Source organism: Chryseobacterium amylolyticum (assembly GCF_051011775.1).
GTDB lineage: Bacteria > Bacteroidota > Bacteroidia > Flavobacteriales > Weeksellaceae > Chryseobacterium.
Map to the genome: position 1 here is coordinate 199,148 of NZ_JBPCHX010000003.1, position 18,835 is coordinate 217,982.

23 protein-coding genes are annotated in these 18,835 nt (G+C 38.5%); 5 read left to right on the forward strand and 18 right to left on the reverse strand.

Going from position 1 to position 18,835, the window contains the following annotated elements:
* Positions 1 to 6 precede the first annotated feature (6 nt).
* Complete coding sequence (locus ACR1PO_RS09680) at positions 7 to 915, forward strand: DUF6268 family outer membrane beta-barrel protein (RefSeq protein WP_332388706.1); 909 nt, start codon at positions 7 to 9, stop codon at positions 913 to 915.
* A gap of 59 nt (positions 916 to 974) precedes the next feature.
* On the opposite strand, the gene ACR1PO_RS09685 is transcribed toward ACR1PO_RS09680, so the two are convergent.
* From ACR1PO_RS09685 to pepT, 7 genes are all read right to left on the reverse strand, one after another.
* On the reverse strand, positions 975 to 1,709 hold the full coding sequence (locus ACR1PO_RS09685; RefSeq protein ID WP_332388705.1) for a LytR/AlgR family response regulator transcription factor: 735 nt from the start codon (positions 1,707 to 1,709) through the stop codon (positions 975 to 977).
* The gene (locus ACR1PO_RS09690; protein ID WP_332388704.1) at positions 1,699 to 2,760 is read right to left on the reverse strand and encodes a sensor histidine kinase; all 1,062 of its coding nucleotides are present in this window, start codon (positions 2,758 to 2,760) and stop codon (positions 1,699 to 1,701) included. Before ACR1PO_RS09690 ends, ACR1PO_RS09685 begins: the two co-directional genes overlap by 11 nt.
* A gap of 78 nt (positions 2,761 to 2,838) precedes the next feature.
* A complete protein-coding gene (locus tag ACR1PO_RS09695) occupies positions 2,839 to 3,435 on the reverse strand; it encodes a porin family protein (protein ID WP_433986628.1) in 597 nt (198 codons plus the stop codon).
* 153 nt (positions 3,436 to 3,588) lie between these two features.
* Complete coding sequence (locus ACR1PO_RS09700; protein ID WP_332388701.1) at positions 3,589 to 3,831, reverse strand: hypothetical protein; 243 nt, start codon at positions 3,829 to 3,831, stop codon at positions 3,589 to 3,591.
* 162 nt (positions 3,832 to 3,993) lie between these two features.
* Positions 3,994 to 5,301 (reverse strand): hypothetical protein, encoded by a 1,308-nt coding sequence (locus tag ACR1PO_RS09705; protein WP_433986629.1) that lies wholly within the window; start codon positions 5,299 to 5,301, stop codon positions 3,994 to 3,996.
* Between the two features lie 154 nt (positions 5,302 to 5,455).
* Positions 5,456 to 6,022, reverse strand: a complete 567-nt coding sequence (locus tag ACR1PO_RS09710) for an energy transducer TonB (RefSeq protein WP_332388699.1) — start codon at positions 6,020 to 6,022, stop codon at positions 5,456 to 5,458.
* 5 nt (positions 6,023 to 6,027) lie between these two features.
* Positions 6,028 to 7,275, reverse strand: coding sequence for a peptidase T (gene pepT / locus ACR1PO_RS09715; protein WP_433986630.1), 1,248 nt, complete (start codon positions 7,273 to 7,275; stop codon positions 6,028 to 6,030).
* Between the two features lie 186 nt (positions 7,276 to 7,461).
* Between pepT and ACR1PO_RS09720 the strand changes: the two genes are divergently transcribed.
* Together ACR1PO_RS09720 and ACR1PO_RS09725 are read left to right on the forward strand one after the other, a co-directional pair.
* Positions 7,462 to 8,310, forward strand: a complete 849-nt coding sequence (locus ACR1PO_RS09720) for a hydroxymethylglutaryl-CoA lyase (protein ID WP_332388697.1) — start codon at positions 7,462 to 7,464, stop codon at positions 8,308 to 8,310.
* Between the two features lie 217 nt (positions 8,311 to 8,527).
* Complete coding sequence (locus tag ACR1PO_RS09725) at positions 8,528 to 9,364, forward strand: sulfurtransferase (protein WP_433986631.1); 837 nt, start codon at positions 8,528 to 8,530, stop codon at positions 9,362 to 9,364.
* 52 nt (positions 9,365 to 9,416) lie between these two features.
* Here ACR1PO_RS09725 and ACR1PO_RS09730 read toward each other — a convergent pair whose 3' ends face one another.
* Both ACR1PO_RS09730 and ACR1PO_RS09735 read right to left on the reverse strand, forming a co-directional pair.
* Complete coding sequence (locus tag ACR1PO_RS09730) at positions 9,417 to 9,743, reverse strand: SUF system Fe-S cluster assembly protein (RefSeq protein ID WP_002982214.1); 327 nt, start codon at positions 9,741 to 9,743, stop codon at positions 9,417 to 9,419.
* A gap of 3 nt (positions 9,744 to 9,746) precedes the next feature.
* On the reverse strand, positions 9,747 to 10,448 hold the full coding sequence (locus ACR1PO_RS09735; RefSeq protein WP_433986632.1) for a 3'-5' exonuclease: 702 nt from the start codon (positions 10,446 to 10,448) through the stop codon (positions 9,747 to 9,749).
* Between the two features lie 79 nt (positions 10,449 to 10,527).
* Here ACR1PO_RS09735 and ACR1PO_RS09740 point away from each other — a divergent pair, with 79 nt between their 5' ends.
* The gene (locus tag ACR1PO_RS09740) at positions 10,528 to 11,298 is read left to right on the forward strand and encodes a DUF4382 domain-containing protein (protein WP_332388694.1); all 771 of its coding nucleotides are present in this window, start codon (positions 10,528 to 10,530) and stop codon (positions 11,296 to 11,298) included.
* 56 nt (positions 11,299 to 11,354) lie between these two features.
* Here the strand turns inward: ACR1PO_RS09740 and ACR1PO_RS09745 are convergent, their stop codons facing one another.
* The 9 genes from ACR1PO_RS09745 to ACR1PO_RS09785 form a co-directional block, all read right to left on the reverse strand.
* Positions 11,355 to 11,702, reverse strand: a complete 348-nt coding sequence (locus tag ACR1PO_RS09745) for a tRNA-binding protein (protein WP_002982221.1) — start codon at positions 11,700 to 11,702, stop codon at positions 11,355 to 11,357.
* Positions 11,699 to 12,208, reverse strand: coding sequence for a hypothetical protein (locus tag ACR1PO_RS09750; protein ID WP_332388693.1), 510 nt, complete (start codon positions 12,206 to 12,208; stop codon positions 11,699 to 11,701). Before ACR1PO_RS09750 ends, ACR1PO_RS09745 begins: the two co-directional genes overlap by 4 nt.
* Before the next feature lie 126 nt (positions 12,209 to 12,334).
* Positions 12,335 to 13,345, reverse strand: a complete 1,011-nt coding sequence (locus ACR1PO_RS09755) for a trypsin-like serine peptidase (RefSeq protein ID WP_332388692.1) — start codon at positions 13,343 to 13,345, stop codon at positions 12,335 to 12,337.
* A gap of 70 nt (positions 13,346 to 13,415) precedes the next feature.
* On the reverse strand, positions 13,416 to 14,258 hold the full coding sequence (locus ACR1PO_RS09760) for a caspase family protein (protein WP_433986633.1): 843 nt from the start codon (positions 14,256 to 14,258) through the stop codon (positions 13,416 to 13,418).
* A gap of 268 nt (positions 14,259 to 14,526) precedes the next feature.
* The gene (locus ACR1PO_RS09765) at positions 14,527 to 15,171 is read right to left on the reverse strand and encodes a response regulator transcription factor (protein ID WP_062672986.1); all 645 of its coding nucleotides are present in this window, start codon (positions 15,169 to 15,171) and stop codon (positions 14,527 to 14,529) included.
* Entirely contained in the window at positions 15,168 to 15,938 is a 771-nt protein-coding gene (locus tag ACR1PO_RS09770; RefSeq protein WP_433986634.1) for a sensor histidine kinase, read from the reverse strand. Before ACR1PO_RS09770 ends, ACR1PO_RS09765 begins: the two co-directional genes overlap by 4 nt.
* Positions 15,939 to 15,951: 13 nt before the next feature.
* Positions 15,952 to 16,596: a hypothetical protein gene (locus tag ACR1PO_RS09775; protein WP_433986635.1), complete on the reverse strand. Its 645-nt coding sequence runs from the start codon at positions 16,594 to 16,596 to the stop codon at positions 15,952 to 15,954.
* 10 nt (positions 16,597 to 16,606) lie between these two features.
* Positions 16,607 to 17,152, reverse strand: coding sequence for a hypothetical protein (locus ACR1PO_RS09780; protein ID WP_332388688.1), 546 nt, complete (start codon positions 17,150 to 17,152; stop codon positions 16,607 to 16,609).
* Positions 17,153 to 17,399: 247 nt separating this feature from the next.
* A complete protein-coding gene (locus ACR1PO_RS09785; protein WP_433986636.1) occupies positions 17,400 to 17,747 on the reverse strand; it encodes a winged helix-turn-helix transcriptional regulator in 348 nt (115 codons plus the stop codon).
* A 120-nt stretch (positions 17,748 to 17,867) separates the two neighbouring features.
* Between ACR1PO_RS09785 and ACR1PO_RS09790 the strand changes: the two genes are divergently transcribed.
* Positions 17,868 to 18,815, forward strand: a complete 948-nt coding sequence (locus tag ACR1PO_RS09790; protein ID WP_433986637.1) for an NADP-dependent oxidoreductase — start codon at positions 17,868 to 17,870, stop codon at positions 18,813 to 18,815.
* Positions 18,816 to 18,835 lie beyond the last annotated feature (20 nt).

Here is an 18,835-nt window from a genome sequence, read left to right on the forward strand (position 1 = left end):
TAAAATATGAAAAGAACCCTTTCGGCAGCTTTATGCTGTATATTGCCATTAGGATATTGGGTGAATGCACAGTCCGGACTCTCCGCAGAGCTTAAAACCGAATATATCCCGGCATCCAATTATATTCGTCCAGAAGACAGTACAAAGACCAATTCTAAAAGTGATTTTAAAAGAGTAGATCTGAACCTCAGCATTCCGTTGTCTGTAAAAAAAGATACCGATGGGAAAGTAAGAGCCTGGTCTATGCTGCTCAGCGGATCTTACGCAAAGATGGCACACAAAAATTATGAAACTCAGCTGTTTCCGGATCAGATGCTGAATGCACAGGTCGGAATACAGCATATGAGACCTTTGGGTAAAAAGTGGAGCATGATGATGACAGCGTCTGTAGGAGTATATACAGATCTTGAAAAGGTAGACTTTGATGATGTGCTGGGGCAGGGAGGTATTTTGTTTATCAGACATTTTAATCCTAATCTTTCCTTAGGCGCCGGGCCGGTACTTACCACGGCTTTCGGTGTCCCTATGATTTTACCGTGGATTTATTTTGACTGGAAAACAAACGGGAAAATTAAATTCAATATCAATTTCCCGGAAGGAATGGAAGCCGGATATCTTTTCTCGGACAAATTTGCCTTAAAAGCCGTTGTAGAGCTGAACGGAATGACTGCAGAGAGAAATATAAACGGAAAATCGATGTTGCTGGGTTATCAGCAGATCACTGCAGGACTCAGACCGGAATTAAAAATCAATGACAAACTGACGTTGCGCCTCACGGGAGGAACAGCGATATTGCGGAGCTTTAGTGAAAATGACCGGAAAATCAGCAGTATTTTCAGAGATAAAAAAATAGCTGATCCGAGATTTTCGAGTACATTTTACGCAGCAGTATCATTACGCTGGAATCTGCCATAAAAAATAAAGGGAAGGAGTAATATTCTTTTACTGCCTTCCCTCTAATATTATCAATTTTTCTATTTACTGATCAGCTTTTTATATACTACCTGATTAAGTAATTCTTCCTTTCGGTTACGCGAAATAGGTAATTCAGTTTTATTAATGAAAAGACGCCCGCCGGAGATCATATCAATATGGGTAATATTGATGAGGTATGATTTATGAATCCTGAAAAAATGATCCGAAGGAAGTGATTCTTCAATCGCTTTCATCGTCTGGTGAATGACCAATGATTTATCTTTAAAATGAAGCTTGGTATAATTCTGCATGCTTTCAATGTACAGAATATCAACCCACGAAACTTTAATGAAAGTATCAGACTGCCTTACATAGAGGAACGGATCATCAAGAGATGTATTCTTTTTTAGTTTTTCACTGATGATAAATTGCTGTTGTGCCTTATTTACAGCCTGATAAAATCTGTTGAAGGCAATGGGTTTTAAAAGATAATCCACCACTTGCAGCCGGAATCCTTCTAAAGCATATTCGGAATAAGCTGTGGTAAGGATACATAAAGGAGGATTTTCAAGCTGTTCCAGAAACTCCAGGCCGGTAAGATAAGGCATATTGATGTCCAGGAAAAGAAGATCTATTTCACTCTCTTTTACTTTGGTATCTGCTTCCAGTGCTGTTGCGCAGGTTCCTTCAACGGATAAAAAATCAATCTGATCAGCCAGTTCTTTAAGATGAAATCTTGCCAGAGGTTCATCATCAATAATAAGACATTTCATTTTAGGAATATTAGAGCTCATAACTGTCAGATAGTGTTAGTATTAATGTTATTCTAAAGATGTGATTATCCGATTCCATATTCAGATCATGGGAGTCCGGATATTGTAATTTCAACCGTTTTTTTACATTTTGAAGGCCAATTCCACCAGTTCCGTCCTTCTTTTTATAGGTTGCCATATCCGAATAGGAATTTTCCACATAAAAATAGAGTTGATTGTCTTTTTCTTTACAGGAGATTTTCACATAACCTTTATGTCCCGGAAGCCTGCAAACGTATTTAAATGCATTTTCTATAAAAGGGACCAAAAGTAATGGAGCAATAAAAGCTTTTCTGTTATTGATTTGCCATTGGGCTTTTACATCCAGTTCATTTCCCCACCTCAGTTTTTCTACCTCAACAAGATTTTGGAGATACTCAATTTCTTTATCCAGAGGAACCATGGCCTGATTACAGTGATACAGCTGGTATCGCAGAATGTCTGAAAATTTCATCAGTAAAAAATCGGCAAGCTGGGTATCCGTTTTCATCAGAATATGGATATGATTCAGGATATTGAATACTACATGCGGATTGATCTGATCCTGTAAAAGTTTAAGCTGATTTTCCAGGTGAGCCTGCTGAAGGAGAATATGATCTCGCTCTATTCTTCCATGTTCATTGTAAAATTTTACACCACAGGCTGCTCCGTTGATGAGGAATGAGGCAGGCAGGGACATATAAAAGCCCTTCCACAAAAAAGGCAGCTGATCTCTGAAATTTTCCGGAAGCTGCTCTTTGGGCTCCACTTCAAGGTATGTGAATATAACGGAGAAAACCAGGCTAAGCATGAAAATAACCATTACCAGCTGCACCAGAAACAGTTTCATTTTCTTTTCCCGAAGAGCTTTCGGCAAAAGCTTATTGGTTAAAAAATGAGTAAATGCAAACGAAAATGCGGCAATAATTGCAGCCTGGGTCATCGCCAGATAGCTTTCTGTTGTACTCTGGAAATTAAACCACAATACAATGGCCAGTACAAGCCAGAAAATAAAGGTAAATATGTATTCTTTTAAAACAAAAGATTTTGTCATGGAACAGGAAATAGGTTGATAAAAAAATTAGAAACTGCAGGGAAAACAGTTTCTAATGGTAAAGATAATTTAAGTTTTTCAGAACAGGAAATAACCTATCCCAAGGGAAAAACTGTGGGGTTTGGACTTAAATTCTTTACTGATGCTTGTAAGACCGGTCTCATATCTCAAATCTACCGTGAAGTTCTTATAATCTAATCCTAGACCTCCCGTAATTCCGATATTGGATTTGTCAAACTTTTTAAATCCTTCCTGAAGAGCCTGAGAAGTGGATAATTTATTATTAAAGGCATAGCTGTAGACACCTCCGGCGAAAGCTCTTACATTAAAATCTTCGGTTTTAATGAATTTATATCCTACTACCACAGGAATATCAATAGCGTTCCAGGAAAGTTTGGAAGAGCCTCCGTCTTGGGACTGGAACGATGTCTTTCTTTTGTTGAACAGAGCTTCTCCCTGCACATACAGTTTTCCGAGATCCACTCTTGTCATTACTCCTGCCTGATAACCGAACCCGTATTTCCCTTCCAAGGAAGAAGATTCCGTTGAGGTTTTTGTAAAATTTGCCCCTCCCTTGACTCCAATGTGAAAAGCCGGAGTCTGCTGTGCTTTAGTTTCTATTGTGCAAAAGATGCATAATAACAGAGTACTAAGCGCTAAAAATTGCTGCTTCATAATGTAATTGTTGTTAAAAATCTGATGCAAAACAACAACTATGAAGATGAGAATGAAATTTTATTTGATGAACGGCAGGGATACTTTGACAAGGACCTGTTTCCCGATGAAAAAATAAAACCAGGAACATCTATGTTCCCGGTTTTCTATTCATTAATAAGGTTGTTCTTCACAAATGGAAGGAGGGATGCATCCGCCGGTGCCTCCACCGCCAGGATTTCCGCCTCCACCCACAGCAATGCATTGTCCGGGTGTTCCGTCTTCATACATTTCACAGGCTTTTCCCCAGGCACACTCACAGTCACTCTGGCAGTTATAGGAATCTCCTCCCATATGGCATTCATTTCCCCCGCTGCCAAGAATGGAAGATAAGTCTTTTCTCAAAAGTTTTTTCATTGTTTTCATGATAATTGGTATTAAATGTTATTGTTTAAAATTGTACTTCCTTGTAAATATAATAAAATTGACTTAATGTACTGTAAATGAATTTTATGGGTAGCTTTAATAAAGAAAAGCCACTGTAAAAGTGGCTTTTTATAATAATATGGATAAGTTGGCTTAGAAGCTGAACTCCTTCTGATAAAGCATACGTTCTTTTTTGAAAAGAGGAATAGTTCCTTCATACCGCAATGGAGCAATTCCAAAACCATAGAACATATCAGCCTGAATTTTGCCTTTTACAGAAATTACACCTTTTCTTTGAGGAACAAATGTTAATCCTAAAGATGAAAGAGCAGAAGCTCTTCCTTTCAGCCCTGAATTAGCAATAGGAATGGTAAGGAACATTAATCCTACAGCTCCTTTTGCTTCCAAACCAGCTTCAGCAGATAAGTTACCTTCTGCGCTTGTAATGGCAGGGTCAGATTTTTTTTGAAGGTTGATATTAATGTCCGGAGCTTTGCTTACCAAGAAGTTGGCATTTCCTTCAAGATCCAGAAGCTGTGCCTGTACTTTTCCTGTAGCCTCTATTCCCAGGAAAGGGCCTGCAGAAAGGGTAGGACTTAAAATCAGTCCTGTAGGTCCTAAGACGATTGGAACAATAGGAATATTCAGGTAGTCTGTAGTACTGGCTGTATAGCCCAGGCTTCCTGCAATAGTCGCGGAGCTCTGAAGCTTGATGTCATCCATAATGAGGTTTACATAGAAGTTGGACAAATGGCCCCACGAGAATGTAATATTATAATCAATCTTTGGTGTAAATCCTCCCTGTACATTAACACTGGATGTTCCTGCCGAAGATAAAGGAAACGAAAAGGTTTTATTAAAATTATAACGGTTGAAGGTAATTAGTTTCTGATTTTGAAGATTTTTAGCTTCAATAGAACGTATTCTCTGGTTAATTTGCTCAGAAACCATGCCTTCTACAGGGACATAATTAACCATTTTTCCATCAATATTAACGGGAGCTTTTCCTTGTGGATCATATACTCCGCTCAGTGTTCCGCTATAGATAAATTCTTCAAGCTTGGCACTGGAAGTCTGTACTGTAAATTGGTTATTCAGTTTTGAAACAGAATTTACTTTTGAAAGAATGGTGCTTACCTGATCACCTTCTACCTTAGTCCCTACAATAACAGTTCCTACCGAAATACTGTCCGTTTGAGGAGTCATACGGCTAAACGTAATTTTTCCATCATTATGGTTAGAAATTGCATTGACTGATTCATCATTCAGAATAATAACATTTTTCTGTAAAGTCAGATTGCCCAAAGTCTTCAATTGAATAGACTCGGAAGATTTTTCAGCAGGGAGATCTGCAGAATCATCCTGAGAACAAGACGTTAAAAGAAACAAACAGAAAACAGATAATAGAAAAGTAAAGTAAAAATTTCTGTTGATTTTGAAGGGGTTGGATTTCATTTTCATATAGAGTGATTTTAAGTTTTAATCAAAATTAAGTGAATTATTTAAAACTTACAAAAGAATTGTGTTAAATTAATATCAACAACATAATGATCTTTGATTATGTTTTCATTATATGAAAAAGAAGCCCCGCCGTCATACCAGCAGGGTTTGTATATTATTTTTTAAAATTTAATGTTAAAGGGACTGAAAGATTGGAAGAGACCGGTTTTCCTTTGTCTTCTGCCGGTTTCCACTTGCCTTTATCTTTAATCCTGTAAAAAGCAGCTTCAATGAATGCATTTACATCTTCATTATTGCCTTTTACTTTAGGGTTAAGGGCATTTCCTTTAGAGTCTACCACAAAACTGATTGTAGCTTTGTAAGAATCCGACGAAAAGTTGAGAAAATCAAGATCTACGGCTTCATATAAAAGCTTTTGAAAACCTGTCTTCCCTTTATCATATTCAGCTTCTTTAGTGACTTTTGTTTTTACTGGAGGGTCGGCAGCAATCATTTTCTGATCCTCGAGAGAAGCTTTATCCAAAGCCGTCTTATATGCTGTTATTTTATCCTCCGTCAGAAGCCATTCTTTCTTTGTTCTTAAATCATTAGGCTTAGGATATTTATTATACAGAGCCGTTTTCTTTCTTTCATAGCGTGAGTCTGCCCTCTGAAATTCAGAAACCTGGGCACTGCTGAAAATAAAAGTGAAAATGAATGCTGATGCTAAGACCTTTTTCATGATTATTAAGCTTTTACAATATTAATGATGACTTCAGTTGCTTTTTCCATACTTTCCAAAGCTACATACTCATATGGTCCGTGGAAGTTGATTCCTCCCGCGAAGATATTCGGGCATGGAAGTCCCATATAAGAAAGCTGCGCGCCGTCTGTACCTCCTCTGATCGCTTTGATCTTAGGCTCAATACCTGCTTCAGTCATTGCTTTTGCCGCAAGATCTACAATGTGCATTTTCCCTTCAAACTGCTGTTTCATGTTTCTGTATTGTTCCCTGATCTCCACTTCGGCAGTTCCTTCACCATGCTTCTGATTGAATTCAGCTACTTTTTCTTCCATAAATTTCTTTCTGGCTTCAAACTTATCTGCATCATGATCTCTGATGATATATTGCAGTTTAGCCTCAGAAATATCAGCCGTGATATCCATTAAATGGTAGAATCCGTCGAAGCCTTTTGTAGTGGCCGGAGTTTCATTAGCAGGAAGCATTTGAGCAAATTCAGCAGCTAATAAAGCAGCATTGATCATTTTTCCGTAAGCATAACCCGGGTGTACACTTAATCCGTGGATTTTTACTACCGCTCCGGCAGCATTAAAATTCTCATATTCAAGCTCTCCGACTTCTCCGCCGTCCATGGTATAGGCCCATTCTGCACCAAATTTGGCAACATCGAATTTATGTGCTCCTCTTCCAATCTCCTCATCCGGAGTAAATCCTACAGCAATTCTTCCATGTTTGATTTCAGGGTGTGCAATAAGATATTCGGCTGCTGTTACAATTTCTGCGCAGCCTGCTTTATCATCAGCACCAAGAAGCGTATTTCCGTCAGTGGTAATTAACGTCTGGCCGATATATTTTTTTAAACTTTCAAATCTTGAAGGAGATAATGTAAATCCTGTCGCCTGATTCAAAAGAAGATCATTTCCATCATAGTTTTTCCAAACCTGAGGTCTTACATTTTCTCCGCTGAAATCCGGTGAAGTATCATAATGTGAAATAAATCCGATGGTAGGTCTGTCATCATTTTCCAGGTTAGAAGGAATATAGCCCATAATATAACCGTTGCTGTCTATAGAAACGTCTTCAAGACCAATAGTCTTCAGTTCTTCAGTAATATAATTGGCAATATCCCACTGGCGTTCAGTAGAAGGTGTTGTTTCACTTTCTGCATCACTGGTTGAATATATTTTTACATAGCTAAGAAAGCGGTTCAGTAATTTTTCTTTCCACAAAGGGTTGAATTCTATTGTACTCATCAGATATCAAAATTTTAACAAAGTTAGCAAATTTGATGCTGAGAATACGTTATTTGCGATTTAATATCAGTTATCGAAATTATAAATCGGATATAAAAGTTTGAAAATCAAAATAGTGCTAGCTTTGTATGTGCCGTATACCAAATAGTTTAGTTTTATTATATTTGAGAAAATCAAAAAGTAACAATGTTTCTTACCGAATGTCCTAGAGATGCTATGCAGGGATGGGGAGAATTTATCCCTACCGATAAAAAAATTGATTATATCAACTCCTTGATGGATGTTGGTTTTGATGTATTGGATTGTCTGAGTTTTGTTTCTCCGAAAGCAATTCCGCAAATGGCAGATTCCAATGAGGTAGCGGAGCATATTGATAAATCCCGTTCCAAAACGAAAGTTTCTGCAATTATCGGTAATTACAGAGGTGCCGAAAAAGCATTGAAACACCAGTCGGTAGATATTCTGGGCTTTCCGTTTTCTATTTCTGAAACTTTTCAGCACAGAAACACCAATAAAAGCCAGGAAGAAGCTTTTGATGAGATCATTAAAATGCTTGACCTGGTAAGGAGTGAAGGAAAACAGCTTACCATTTATTTCTCGATGGCTTTTGGAAATCCATACGGTGAAATGTGGAAGTGGGAAGATGTAGACCAGTGGGCCCAGCGGTTCTCAGATATCGGGGTGAAAGATATTTTACTTTCAGATACTACAGGGGTAGCAACTCCGGAAACCATTGCTCTTTTGTTTGAAAAAATACCTTCCAAATATCCTGAAATTAACTTTGGAGGGCATTTCCATAACCGCTATGAAGATTCTTATTCCAAATTGAAAGCAGCTTATGATAAAGGCTGCAGAAGATTTGACAGTGCGATAAAAGGAATAGGAGGCTGTCCTATGGCTAAAGATGACCTTGTAGGAAATATGCCTACCGAACAGGTTATCAATTTTATGAGCGTGGAAAAAGCAGAACATAAACTGAATCTGCTGAATTTTGAAAGCTCTTACAACAAAGCGAAGGATATCTTTCATTTTTAAGATGAATGAATTATAAGTTTTACCTATTTAAAAACTTACAGGGATATTTGATGTCCATAGCCAGATTTGTCATTCCGTAGGAATCAGGACTATTTTTTAATAATGAATTGAGATTCCTACGGAATGGCCAAATACAGCCGTGCGACCTGTTTAATATCTCCGGATATAATGGATTGTGCCCCGAATTGAATTAAAATTTAACCAGAAAATCACCAGAATGTCACCAATAATCTCATCCTCCGAACTCAAAAATATTCCAGCGGAAAATCTTATCATTCTTGATGCAAGAACAGGAAAAGATGCAAAGCAAAACTACCTTGAAAAACATATTAAAGGAGCCCGGTTCATCGATCTGGACAGAGATCTGGCAGAGATTGGAGAAAATGCGGCTTTTGGAGGCAGGCATCCGCTTCCCTCTATAGAAAAATTTGCAGAAACACTTTCAGATCTCGGAATGGAAGAAGGAGCTCATATTGTTGTGTATGACGACAAAAATGCTTCAAATGCAGCAGCACGTGCCTGGTGGATGCTAAGATCTTTCGGATTTGAAAAAGTACAGGTTCTTGATGGCGGAATGCAGGCTGCAGAAAAAACCGGGTTAGCATTTTCTTCAGGAGAAGAGAAATTTGATAAAGCGTCTTTCATTCAAGAAAAGCAATGGCTTCTTCCGGTTTCAAGTCTGGAAGTTGTTGAAAATGAATTGAAAAACAATTCCTCTACGGTTGTTGATGTAAGAGATGCCTACCGCTATAAAGGTGAATCTGAACCGATTGATCTGGTTGCAGGACACATTCCCGGAGCGATCAATATTCCTTTTTCTGAGAATCTTGATGAAGACGGAAATTTTCTGAGCCCGGAAGTTTTAAAAGAAAAATACAGCCAATTATTAAAAGACAAACCTGAACATCTTATTATTCACTGCGGATCAGGCGTTACAGCCTGCCATACGATTCTGGCGCTGGACTATGCAGGATTTCCCATTCCGGATCTGTATGTAGGCTCATGGAGCGAATGGAGCAGGAGGGAAGGAAAGGAAATTGCAAAAGATATTTAAAAATAAAAACCCCGAAAAATGATTCTTCGGGGTTTTATATTGTTAAGAGTGATTAAAGCATTCCCAGCTCAAACTTCGCCTCTTCGCTCATCATATCCTTATTCCAGCTCGGTTCGAAAGTAAGCTCTAAATCTACACTTTTTACATGCTCTACTTCAGACACTTTATCCTTTACCTCCTGTGGAAGTGTCTCTGCAACAGGGCAGTTGGGAGTAGTAAGTGTCATGATAATTTTTACATCAGCATCATCGGAGATCTGGACATCATAAATCAGTCCTAATTCGTAAATATCTACCGGAATTTCGGGGTCATATACGGTTTTCAGCACACCAATGATTTCCTCACCAATGTCAGCAATTTGATCGTCTGTAAATTTCATTTTTTAATCTAGATTGATATTCCTTTTCAACAAATCTTCCTGACGCATGCGCCGGAAAATATTTGCCAAAGTTAAGACATCTTTTTCACAATAGTCAACAATTCTCTGCAAGTCTTTTTCTATGTAGTAAATTGATGAAACCATTGAGCCGTCAATATCATCCTTCGGAGTAGGAATACCAAAGACATGAGCCAGTAATTCCAGGGAAACAAAACTTTTATAATCCCCGAACTTCCAGAGTTCCATAGTATCTATATGCGGAATTTCCCAGGGCTTTTTCCCAAACATCTGAAACGGTGCCGGTGGCTGCATACCATTGATAAGATAACGCCTGGCAATCCATGGAAAATCGAATTCTTTTCCGTTATGGGCACAGAGAATCACATTATAAAGCCTTGGACTGTTGAAGATTTCCCCGAATTCCTGCAGCATTTTCTTTTCATCATGCCCGGAAAAACTCTTTATTTTTAACGTTTCATTCTTTTCCACCATTCCGATGGTGATGCAGATGATTTTTCCAAACTCGGCCATAATGCCGGCTCTTTCATAAAATTCTTCTGCCGTCACCTCTTCCTTTCTCTGGAATTTTGTTTTTTTATCCCACAGATACTGTTCTGTTTCGGATAAGTCGCTCCAGGAACCTGCCTGTGGAACTGTTTCGATATCAAGAAATAAGACTCTTTCTAAAGGAATACTTTGGATCATTTTTTGTTTTTTATAACCGAATATATGACATAATAAACCAATTATCCAAAACGTTTTTATTATACCTAAATTTTAGCTTATGAAGAAGTTATTCATTATGGGAAGCAGTATCTGCCTATTATTTCTGGCATCATGTAATGATTCTAACGAAAACGGTACTGCTACAGTGAATGTAAGGCTTACTGACGGCCCTGCAGCATATAATGCTGTTAATATTGATATTCAACGAATCGAAATTAACAGTAATGGAGAATGGACAGCATTAAACTTTCCAAATCCAGGCGTTTATAATCTTCTTAACTTTAAAAACGGAACAGATGTAGTTTTAGGGCAGGCCACACTCCCCGAGGGAAATGTTTCTCAGATGAGAATGGTGCTGGGCCCTAACAACAGTGTAGTCGTCAATGGAATTACTTATCCTCTGCAAACTCCTTCGGCCCAGCAAAGCGGGCTGAAATTCAACTGGAATCAGACATTATCAGCAAACGGAGCTTATACTGTATGGATTGATTTCGATGCGGGAAGATCTATTGTTACTACAGGGAACGGATCTTATATCCTAAAACCGGTGATACGGGCGTTCTCTGAGCTTACCAACGGCCAGATTAAAGGATATGTACAGCCTCAGGCGGCGCAGGCAGTCGTTCACGCCATTATGGCTTCAGATACGATTTCTACAGCAATACCTAACCCCGATGGATTTTTCATGTTTTCCGGGCTGCCACAGGGAAATTATACCGTTTCTTACGATGCCGGAAATAATACGGGATATGTGGATGAGAATACGTCTAATGTATCGGTAAGCTTCGGTCAGGTTACGAATCTTGGAGTAAAGACCCTTCATCAATAATAATTAATTTAAAAAAGCCTTATAATTTATAAGGCTTTTTTATACTTAACAGACGGTTATCCTACCTGCATTCCGTTTTTTGTGGGTAATGAAGGCGTTAAAAGAGTGACATCTTTTTTGTCCTCACCATATAATCCTAACACAAGACATTCACTGAAGAAGTTGGCAATCTGTTTCTTCGGGAAATTCACCACTGCTAAAATCTGTTTACCGATCAATTCATCTTTTGTATAAAGGGAAGTAATCTGTGCGGATGACTTTCTGATTCCTAAATCTCCGAAATCAATCTCCAGCTGATACGATGGATTTCTTGCTTTTTCAAAATCATTCACTGAGATTATAGTTCCGCATCTGATGTCTATTTTTTCAAAATCTGCCCAGGTGATATCTGGTTTTACTGTCATGGCAATTCGTTAATTAAATGTTCAACTTCTGTTTTCTGTTCTGCATATTTTTGCTGTAATACTGAACCTTCACCCATTCTTTTATAGTATTCCAACGCTTTTCCCCCAAAAAATTTTTTATGGAAATCCGAAACTTCAGGAATCTGTGGGAAAACTTTGTGAAAAAGCATTTCATAATATGCCTGAAATTCCCGTTCGTTTTTGTCTTCAATGACCTGTCCGGGGGCTTTCTGTCTTACGTGGAGCATTTCATGGGCAACCATATTCAACACAAGGTTCAGGTCAAAATCAAATAAATTTCGTGGGATCATCACGGTTTGCGGACCTCCCAGATCACCTTCTGCCGTAAGAAGCATCGAGGTGGGAGAAAGCTCTTCCCTGAACCCGAATCCCGCAAAGTTTTCATGTTCAAGATTAAAAGAATGGATCAGGTATTTTGCTGCATCCAGAATCTGATGATGTTCTTTGTAAGCCTCAAGGTGTAAGTTGATCTGTTCGAAATTCATCTGAAGTATGTTTTAAACAAATGTATTAAAATATTGAGAATACTGGCTAAATCAGTCCGATATTTTAATCTGCATAGAAAAGTCCGCCCCGGAAGGCGGACTTTGGTTTTAAACTAAAAAAATAAATTAAGGATGTTCATTTCTTGCTCTGATGACCAGATTGACTAAATCTGAGCCGCCACTTGCAAAATTATCACTTGGATTATGCGCGCTTTGAGTGGCTACAGCATACGGAGAGCCGTCCCAATATCCCCAGAAAGGGCCTCCGCTTTGTCCAGGCCATATATCTGCTTTATGGCTCATGCTTTCGTTGTCATCGGCACTCCAGAAATCTCCATCCAGTGCGATACCTGTCTGGTAGGTTGGTCTTTGCGTTCCTGTAAGGTCTCCCGGATATCCTGCGTGGGTCCAGTAAGCGCCTCCGTCCCATGAATCGGAATAGGATTTTGAGCCTAACCAGCCTGTGCTGTTTCCGATGGGTCTGTCCAATACAATCACTACATAATCATATTGTATTTCTGTAGAGTCAATAGAAGGGCCTGCAACTTTATACTTGTAGTACGTCAAGGTACCCCAGGCAGTTCCGTAAGGCGCGCTTCCGTTATAATACATTGGAGTGAATTTCAGCCATCCTGTGGTATTATTAGCCTGCCAGTCTACAATGTGAGAGCAGGTAAGAAGGTGTCTTGGTCCGATCATTACGCCGCTCCCTGACCCCAGAGAGCTTTCTACTCTGCCGACACATCTCCATGGATAGGCTGTAGAATTGTATACTTTTCTCTGATCGACTCCAAAAATGGTTCTTGCATTTTCAGGAGTCAGGAAAGAATCTCTGTCAATGAATTTAGGTTTACGGTCTCTTTTCGGTTCCAGTTTTGGGCTGTATTCAAAATCAGCATGGGTAGGATAGAAATGGTCGGTTTCCAATGCCCGGTTTTCTGTTGTTTTTTCGTCCATAGGCATTCCTATGGTTTTCATTCCTTTAGGAAAAGTTCTTCCGTTAATCATTTCCATGGCAGGTGCCTGGCTGAATAATTTCTGAATAACTTCCGGTTTTTCAGTTGATTTTGCTTTAACCGTTCTGAGTCTTGATACTTCTTCAGCGGTCATCGGGTTGTTGTTTTCAATTTTTGACATGATTATTATTTTTAATCTGGTATATTCCTACTCTTTTATGGCTTTTCGGATTCCGCCTAATGGTTATTGGTTAAGTGAATATTTTTTGTGAAAATTCTGTAGTCATGCTTTCTGTCTGGTTGACCTGGGCCGCTCCCATAGCTGCTAAGGCAATAGCGACCTGCTTATCAAGAGTTTTTCTTACAATATTTCCATTGGTAGCACGCAATATTTTACAGAAATGATACGTAAAATAGCCACGTATCTGTCCGCTGATATTTCCTTCCATGGATACCTGATTGTCTTTTGCGGCCGCCCATAACGTGTGATTCATTCCTGTAACCGGGACAAGTGCTTTGGTAAGAACGGTTGACTTTTTTGCATTTTTAGCTCCGATTTCACTGGCATAGGTCAGGTAAAATTCATCCTCAAGCATTGGAGGGATGTAACGGGCAGTTTCGTTGAGAAGATCAGCTTCCAGACCCAGATCCATTTTTCTGGTTCCGGTTCCTGAGTAACAGCAGTCGAAGATCACTTCCATATTAACTCCGGCTTTTAGCTTATCAAGTACCGCTTTAAAATCATCATCACGAATGACCCCGGCATTGGCATAATCATGTGGACAAATAGCTTCATCCAAACCGTCAAGCTCGAGATCGGAGCCGATATTAGCCACTCTGGTTCCATGCCCTGAATAATAAAAAACAAGAGAATCTCCTTTCACGCTTGTGGTGATCATTGATTTCAGATAATTTAATATATTCGCTCTTGTGGCATTCTGATTGGTCAGGATTTTAATCTTTGCCGGACTAAAACCACAGATTACCAATGTATTGGCCATATCTCTAGCATCATTTACACAGCCGTTAAGATCCGGACCTCCGTATCCGATGGGTGCATAATCATTAATACCTACGATAAGTGCTTTTTTCATTGTATTAGTTTTTAAAAATATTCCCTACTCTGTTCCGGCTTTTCGGGTGCTGCCTTTTGGTGTTTTTTTCTATGACAAAATTCCGTCATTCTGCAAGACGAAAACAGAGGAGAAAGCCGTATTCTGAGAAAGGAAAAACACCTTTTTGTTTGTATATGAGTGTGTTATAAATAAGATCCGGCGGCTTGAAAAGCCGCCGGATCCATACATAGAATGTAAAGATGTTTTTTTCAGATAATAGTTAAAGGTTTGAAATTGAGGTTTTAAGTTAGCACAGATCATGTTTCAGGGCAAAAAGTACCAGGCCCGCTCTGTTTTTTATATCCAGTTTTACAAAAACAGAATCTCTGTAGCCGTCAATGGTTTTAGGGCTGAGGCACATTTTGTCTGCTATTTCCTTATAAGTGAGCTCACTGCAGGCCCATTTTATAAATTCTTTCTCTCTGTCTCTCAGCTCTGAAAGTAAGGATGCGTTTTTTGCTTCTTCTGTTTTTACTTTCAGTAATTTCTGGGCCACAAAATCAGTGTAAAAGCTGCCTTTCTCAAATACAGTTTCAATGGCCTGGAAAAGGATAGAAGGCTGCATATCTTTCAGCAGATAACCTTTAGCACCTGCCTTCAGCATTTTGATCAATATTCTTTCATCATCATCCATTGTCAGGGCAATGACTTTAATATCAGGATAATGTTCTGTAAGCCATTCTGTGGTTTCTATACCGTTTTTATAGGGCATATTGACATCCATCAGGACTACGGCAGGTAATTCAGAAGCTTTTTCCACTCCTGCAATAAATTCTTCTCCGTTGGGATGATTCATAATGACCCTGTATTGAGTATTCTCTGTGATCATATTTTCCAAAGCCTTGGAGATTAAAGTATGATCATCAACGATCGCTATGGGAATAGTTTTCATAATAAATTTTTGTGATAGGTTATCAGAGTTTGTGTTCCTTTATTCAGTTGTGATTGTATAGACAGTTCGGCATGAATCAGTTTGGCTCTCAATTCCATGTTTTTTAATCCTGAGCCGTCCTGAATAATGCTGGTATCAAAGCCTTTTCCGTTATCAGAAATACTGATATGTAATTTTTCACAATCATCTTCCAGTTGGATGGAAACGTTTTTGGCTTTGGAGTGTTTGAGAATATTGTTGATGCTTTCCTGGATAATTCTGAAAAGAATAAGACCATGTTTAGGAGAGATATCAATATCATGTTTTTGGGTGATGAATTCGATTTTTAATAATTTCAGTTTCCGGATCCTCTGAACTTCCCTTTCAATGGATTCTGCCAGCCCGAAGTGAATGATCTGCTCGGTGATTAATGTTTTGGAAAGGTTTCTTATATCCTGTATACATTCTCCTAATAATTCGTTGAGTTCAATCAGGTCTTCTTTTTCTGAGTTTTTTAATTTGGTAATCAATTGGTTATGACGTAGGCGGACTACAGACAGTTTCTGTCCCAGATCATCATGCAGTTCCTGCCCGATATAATTGAGGGTTTGCTCCTTCATCTCCACCTGTGAGGTGGCCAGCTCTTTTTCAAATCGTAAGTCTTTTTCCTTTTGTTCGATCAGCAGTGTTGTTTTTTTCCTGATAAAAACCGCATAGATGAAGACCATTGTCAAAACAACGATAAATAAAGTAATCGTAAAAATGATGACCAGATTATTCTCTTCCATATCTGCAAGGCATTTATCTTATTCTTTCCTGTTTGTTCCAGAGTAAACCCAGTATGAGTATGCCGTTACTGATCAGATTCAGCATAAATAAAATGAAGAAATAAATCGTCTCCGAAACAGTAGTTCTGAAAAAAAGTATCGGAATGCTTCCGATAAAAAGAATCAGTAAAGCTACTGAAATCCAGAACGGTAAATAATTCTTGATTTCCAGTATCTTGTCAGAATTAAAGGTCTGGTACAGGAACAAAATAATTGAAAACAGCAACAGAAGAATATCTGCATACAGCATATTAAAAGAAAAATGGTGAAGCAGATCATCTTCCGTGTACAACATAACAGCAATATTGAGGACAAAAAGAACCAGAATGACAGCCTGGATCTTTTTGAGCAGCGAAACATACAATAACTGGTAATAGTAAAATAAATACAAAAAGAATACAATCATAAGAAAACCAATTACGTAGAAGATGTCCGTAGGCAGATTTGTCAGCTTGAAATAGAAATAACAGGAGATATCAATCAGGGAAAACAACAGATATCCTATGATGAAAAATAAATTTTCCTTTCCGGTTTTTCTATATTTTATGACCATTAGAATCATCACTATAATGGATATGGCCATCGATGTCTGTTTCCCTGTTTCAATATTCCAGTTCATGATCTCGTTTTTATGGCATTGTTCCGGACAGTGTTTTTGGAGGAGGAGCCAGATTGGTCATATTCATAGACTCTATAGATTGTACATCTGTATTTTCCTCAGTGGCCTCCGTTCTGGCCATGGCATTGTCTCTCTTTCTTTTCTGTGAAGTAGGCACCAGAAATATGGTTTGATAACCTGCATACTCAGGCTTTGCCATTCTGTTTTTAGGATGGTTCATGGGATATTTTCCCATATAAATTCTGATTCCCGGATTTTTTAATTTTTGTTTTTTTGCGTTTTCTTTTACATATTTAATATACCCTTCCATGTCTTCAAGCGAAAACCAATACCATCTGGAATCAGGTTCTCCGTTTCTGTATCTGGTAAGAATCTCATGGTTGGTTCTGGTGTATTCATCAAAAAGGACCCGGCCTTCGCGGTAGCTGATCAGTTTCTTTTTATAACTGTTACTTACAGGTTCTTTAGGAGGTTCATTGCAGCTTAGCAAACAGAAAATAAGAATAAATGCTGTGCAGAGCGTACTTACAATCTTAGTAAAAAAGGAAGTTTTCATTTTTATGGTTTTTAATTTTATGGAACAAAATTAGCTAACGGCACAACTATAAAAAAGGGTGAAAACACTGTTTTTATCCTATACTAAATTTACGACTTTTTGATATTCAGATGAATATGAATTGCTATGTTTGTTTTTTTAGTTAAAAATATCCGGTAGTATTCCTTTATACATAAAATTAAAACCATGATGATCACTCATGGTTTTGAAGGAATAGTAACCTATTTCTTTGAAACGGGTTACGGTTTTAATTTTTTATTCTCTCTTTTTCTATCTGATTTTCACCCCAAAGCCGCAGATAATCAATAAAAGGAATGAGTTCGGCACCGGTTTCCGTTAAAGAATATTCTACTTTCGGAGGAACTTCATGATAAACTTCCCTGTGGATAAGTCCGTCATCTTCAAGCTCCCGGACAGTCTGGGTAAGCATTTTAGGGGTAATATCGGAAAGGGTTTTACGAAGTTCGCCGTAACGCATAATCGTATTCAGATGGAGATACCATAAAATACGGCCTTTGTACTTCCCTCCAATCCGTTTAAAAGCATAGTCTACAGGGCAGGATGGCTCACTGGTAACTTTTTTTATTTTTAACATTTTTTCAATGATTTGATAATCAGTATCAGTATATTTTTGGTATGTAGATTACAAAAAAGTACATACTTGCTGCAAAGATATGATGAGATTACATTTGTCCGATAATTAAAATTAAAAAAAATGAAAGCTGTAATTTTAAACGAAGCGGGAAGTGTTGAAAATCTTCAATGTGCAGAAATAGACAAGCCTGTAATAGGAAATGATGAAGTATTGGTAAAAGTGGTATCGATAAGCATTAATCCTGTAGATGTAAAGTCCAGAGCGTATGAAGGCGTTCTGAACTGGATTTTTGAAGAAAAAAGACCTGTTATTTTAGGATGGGATATCTCGGGAGAAGTAGTGGAAACAGGGAAAAATGTAACTGATTTTAAAACAGGAGACGAGGTCTTCGGGATGGTCAACTTTTTTGGAAAAGGAAATGCCTATGCAGAATATGTGGTTGCCCCGGCAGCCCATCTGGCATTAAAGCCTCAGAACATTACCCATCAGCAGGCGGCTGCAGCATCAATGGCCGCTTCAACGGCATATCAGGCATTGGTAGATGTTGCTGAAATTAAAAAAGGAAATAAAGTTCTGGTTCATGCAGCTTCAGGCGGTGTCGGCCATTTTGCGGTTCAGATTGCGAAGTATTTCGGTGCGTATGTTATTGGCGTATCATCCGGGAAAAACAGGGATTTTATTTTATCGCTTGGGGCAGATGAACATATTGATTATACAACGGAAAACTTTCATGAAAGGGTGCAGGATGCAGATATAGTCATTGATACCCTTCAGGGAAGAACATTGTCTGATTCGGTAGATATTGTAAAAGAGAACGGAATTATCGTAACACTTCCGTCTCCTGAGATTCCGGAGGATATTGCAGGAAAAGCCGTGCAGAAAAAGGTGAATATTGAGTTTATGATGGTAGCGTCTAAAAAGTCAACCACAGAGGCAATAGCGGGTTTATTAGAACAGGGAGTACTGAAGCCTTTTGTTTATAAAACATTTCCGTTTGGAGATATAGCAATGGCCCATCTGGAGGTTGAGACTAACCGTGTTGCCGGAAAAGTGATTGTAAATCTCTGAAATAAAAACAGTCCCGGGAA

Coding starts and splice junctions, on each gene's coding strand:
- ACR1PO_RS09680 (WP_332388706.1), top strand. CDS start 7: ATGAAAAGAACCCTTTCGGCAGCTTTATGCTGTATATTGCCATTAGGA.
- ACR1PO_RS09685 (WP_332388705.1), bottom strand. CDS start 1,709: ATGAGCTCTAATATTCCTAAAATGAAATGTCTTATTATTGATGATGAA.
- ACR1PO_RS09690 (WP_332388704.1), bottom strand. CDS start 2,760: ATGACAAAATCTTTTGTTTTAAAAGAATACATATTTACCTTTATTTTC.
- ACR1PO_RS09695 (WP_433986628.1), bottom strand. CDS start 3,435: ATGAAGCAGCAATTTTTAGCGCTTAGTACTCTGTTATTATGCATCTTT.
- ACR1PO_RS09700 (WP_332388701.1), bottom strand. CDS start 3,831: ATGAAAAAACTTTTGAGAAAAGACTTATCTTCCATTCTTGGCAGCGGG.
- ACR1PO_RS09705 (WP_433986629.1), bottom strand. CDS start 5,301: ATGAAAATGAAATCCAACCCCTTCAAAATCAACAGAAATTTTTACTTT.
- ACR1PO_RS09710 (WP_332388699.1), bottom strand. CDS start 6,022: ATGAAAAAGGTCTTAGCATCAGCATTCATTTTCACTTTTATTTTCAGC.
- pepT (WP_433986630.1), bottom strand. CDS start 7,275: ATGAGTACAATAGAATTCAACCCTTTGTGGAAAGAAAAATTACTGAAC.
- ACR1PO_RS09720 (WP_332388697.1), top strand. CDS start 7,462: ATGTTTCTTACCGAATGTCCTAGAGATGCTATGCAGGGATGGGGAGAA.
- ACR1PO_RS09725 (WP_433986631.1), top strand. CDS start 8,528: ATGTCACCAATAATCTCATCCTCCGAACTCAAAAATATTCCAGCGGAA.
- ACR1PO_RS09730 (WP_002982214.1), bottom strand. CDS start 9,743: ATGAAATTTACAGACGATCAAATTGCTGACATTGGTGAGGAAATCATT.
- ACR1PO_RS09735 (WP_433986632.1), bottom strand. CDS start 10,448: ATGATCCAAAGTATTCCTTTAGAAAGAGTCTTATTTCTTGATATCGAA.
- ACR1PO_RS09740 (WP_332388694.1), top strand. CDS start 10,528: ATGAAGAAGTTATTCATTATGGGAAGCAGTATCTGCCTATTATTTCTG.
- ACR1PO_RS09745 (WP_002982221.1), bottom strand. CDS start 11,702: ATGACAGTAAAACCAGATATCACCTGGGCAGATTTTGAAAAAATAGAC.
- ACR1PO_RS09750 (WP_332388693.1), bottom strand. CDS start 12,208: ATGAATTTCGAACAGATCAACTTACACCTTGAGGCTTACAAAGAACAT.
- ACR1PO_RS09755 (WP_332388692.1), bottom strand. CDS start 13,345: ATGTCAAAAATTGAAAACAACAACCCGATGACCGCTGAAGAAGTATCA.
- ACR1PO_RS09760 (WP_433986633.1), bottom strand. CDS start 14,258: ATGAAAAAAGCACTTATCGTAGGTATTAATGATTATGCACCCATCGGA.
- ACR1PO_RS09765 (WP_062672986.1), bottom strand. CDS start 15,171: ATGAAAACTATTCCCATAGCGATCGTTGATGATCATACTTTAATCTCC.
- ACR1PO_RS09770 (WP_433986634.1), bottom strand. CDS start 15,938: ATGGAAGAGAATAATCTGGTCATCATTTTTACGATTACTTTATTTATC.
- ACR1PO_RS09775 (WP_433986635.1), bottom strand. CDS start 16,596: ATGAACTGGAATATTGAAACAGGGAAACAGACATCGATGGCCATATCC.
- ACR1PO_RS09780 (WP_332388688.1), bottom strand. CDS start 17,152: ATGAAAACTTCCTTTTTTACTAAGATTGTAAGTACGCTCTGCACAGCA.
- ACR1PO_RS09785 (WP_433986636.1), bottom strand. CDS start 17,747: ATGTTAAAAATAAAAAAAGTTACCAGTGAGCCATCCTGCCCTGTAGAC.
- ACR1PO_RS09790 (WP_433986637.1), top strand. CDS start 17,868: ATGAAAGCTGTAATTTTAAACGAAGCGGGAAGTGTTGAAAATCTTCAA.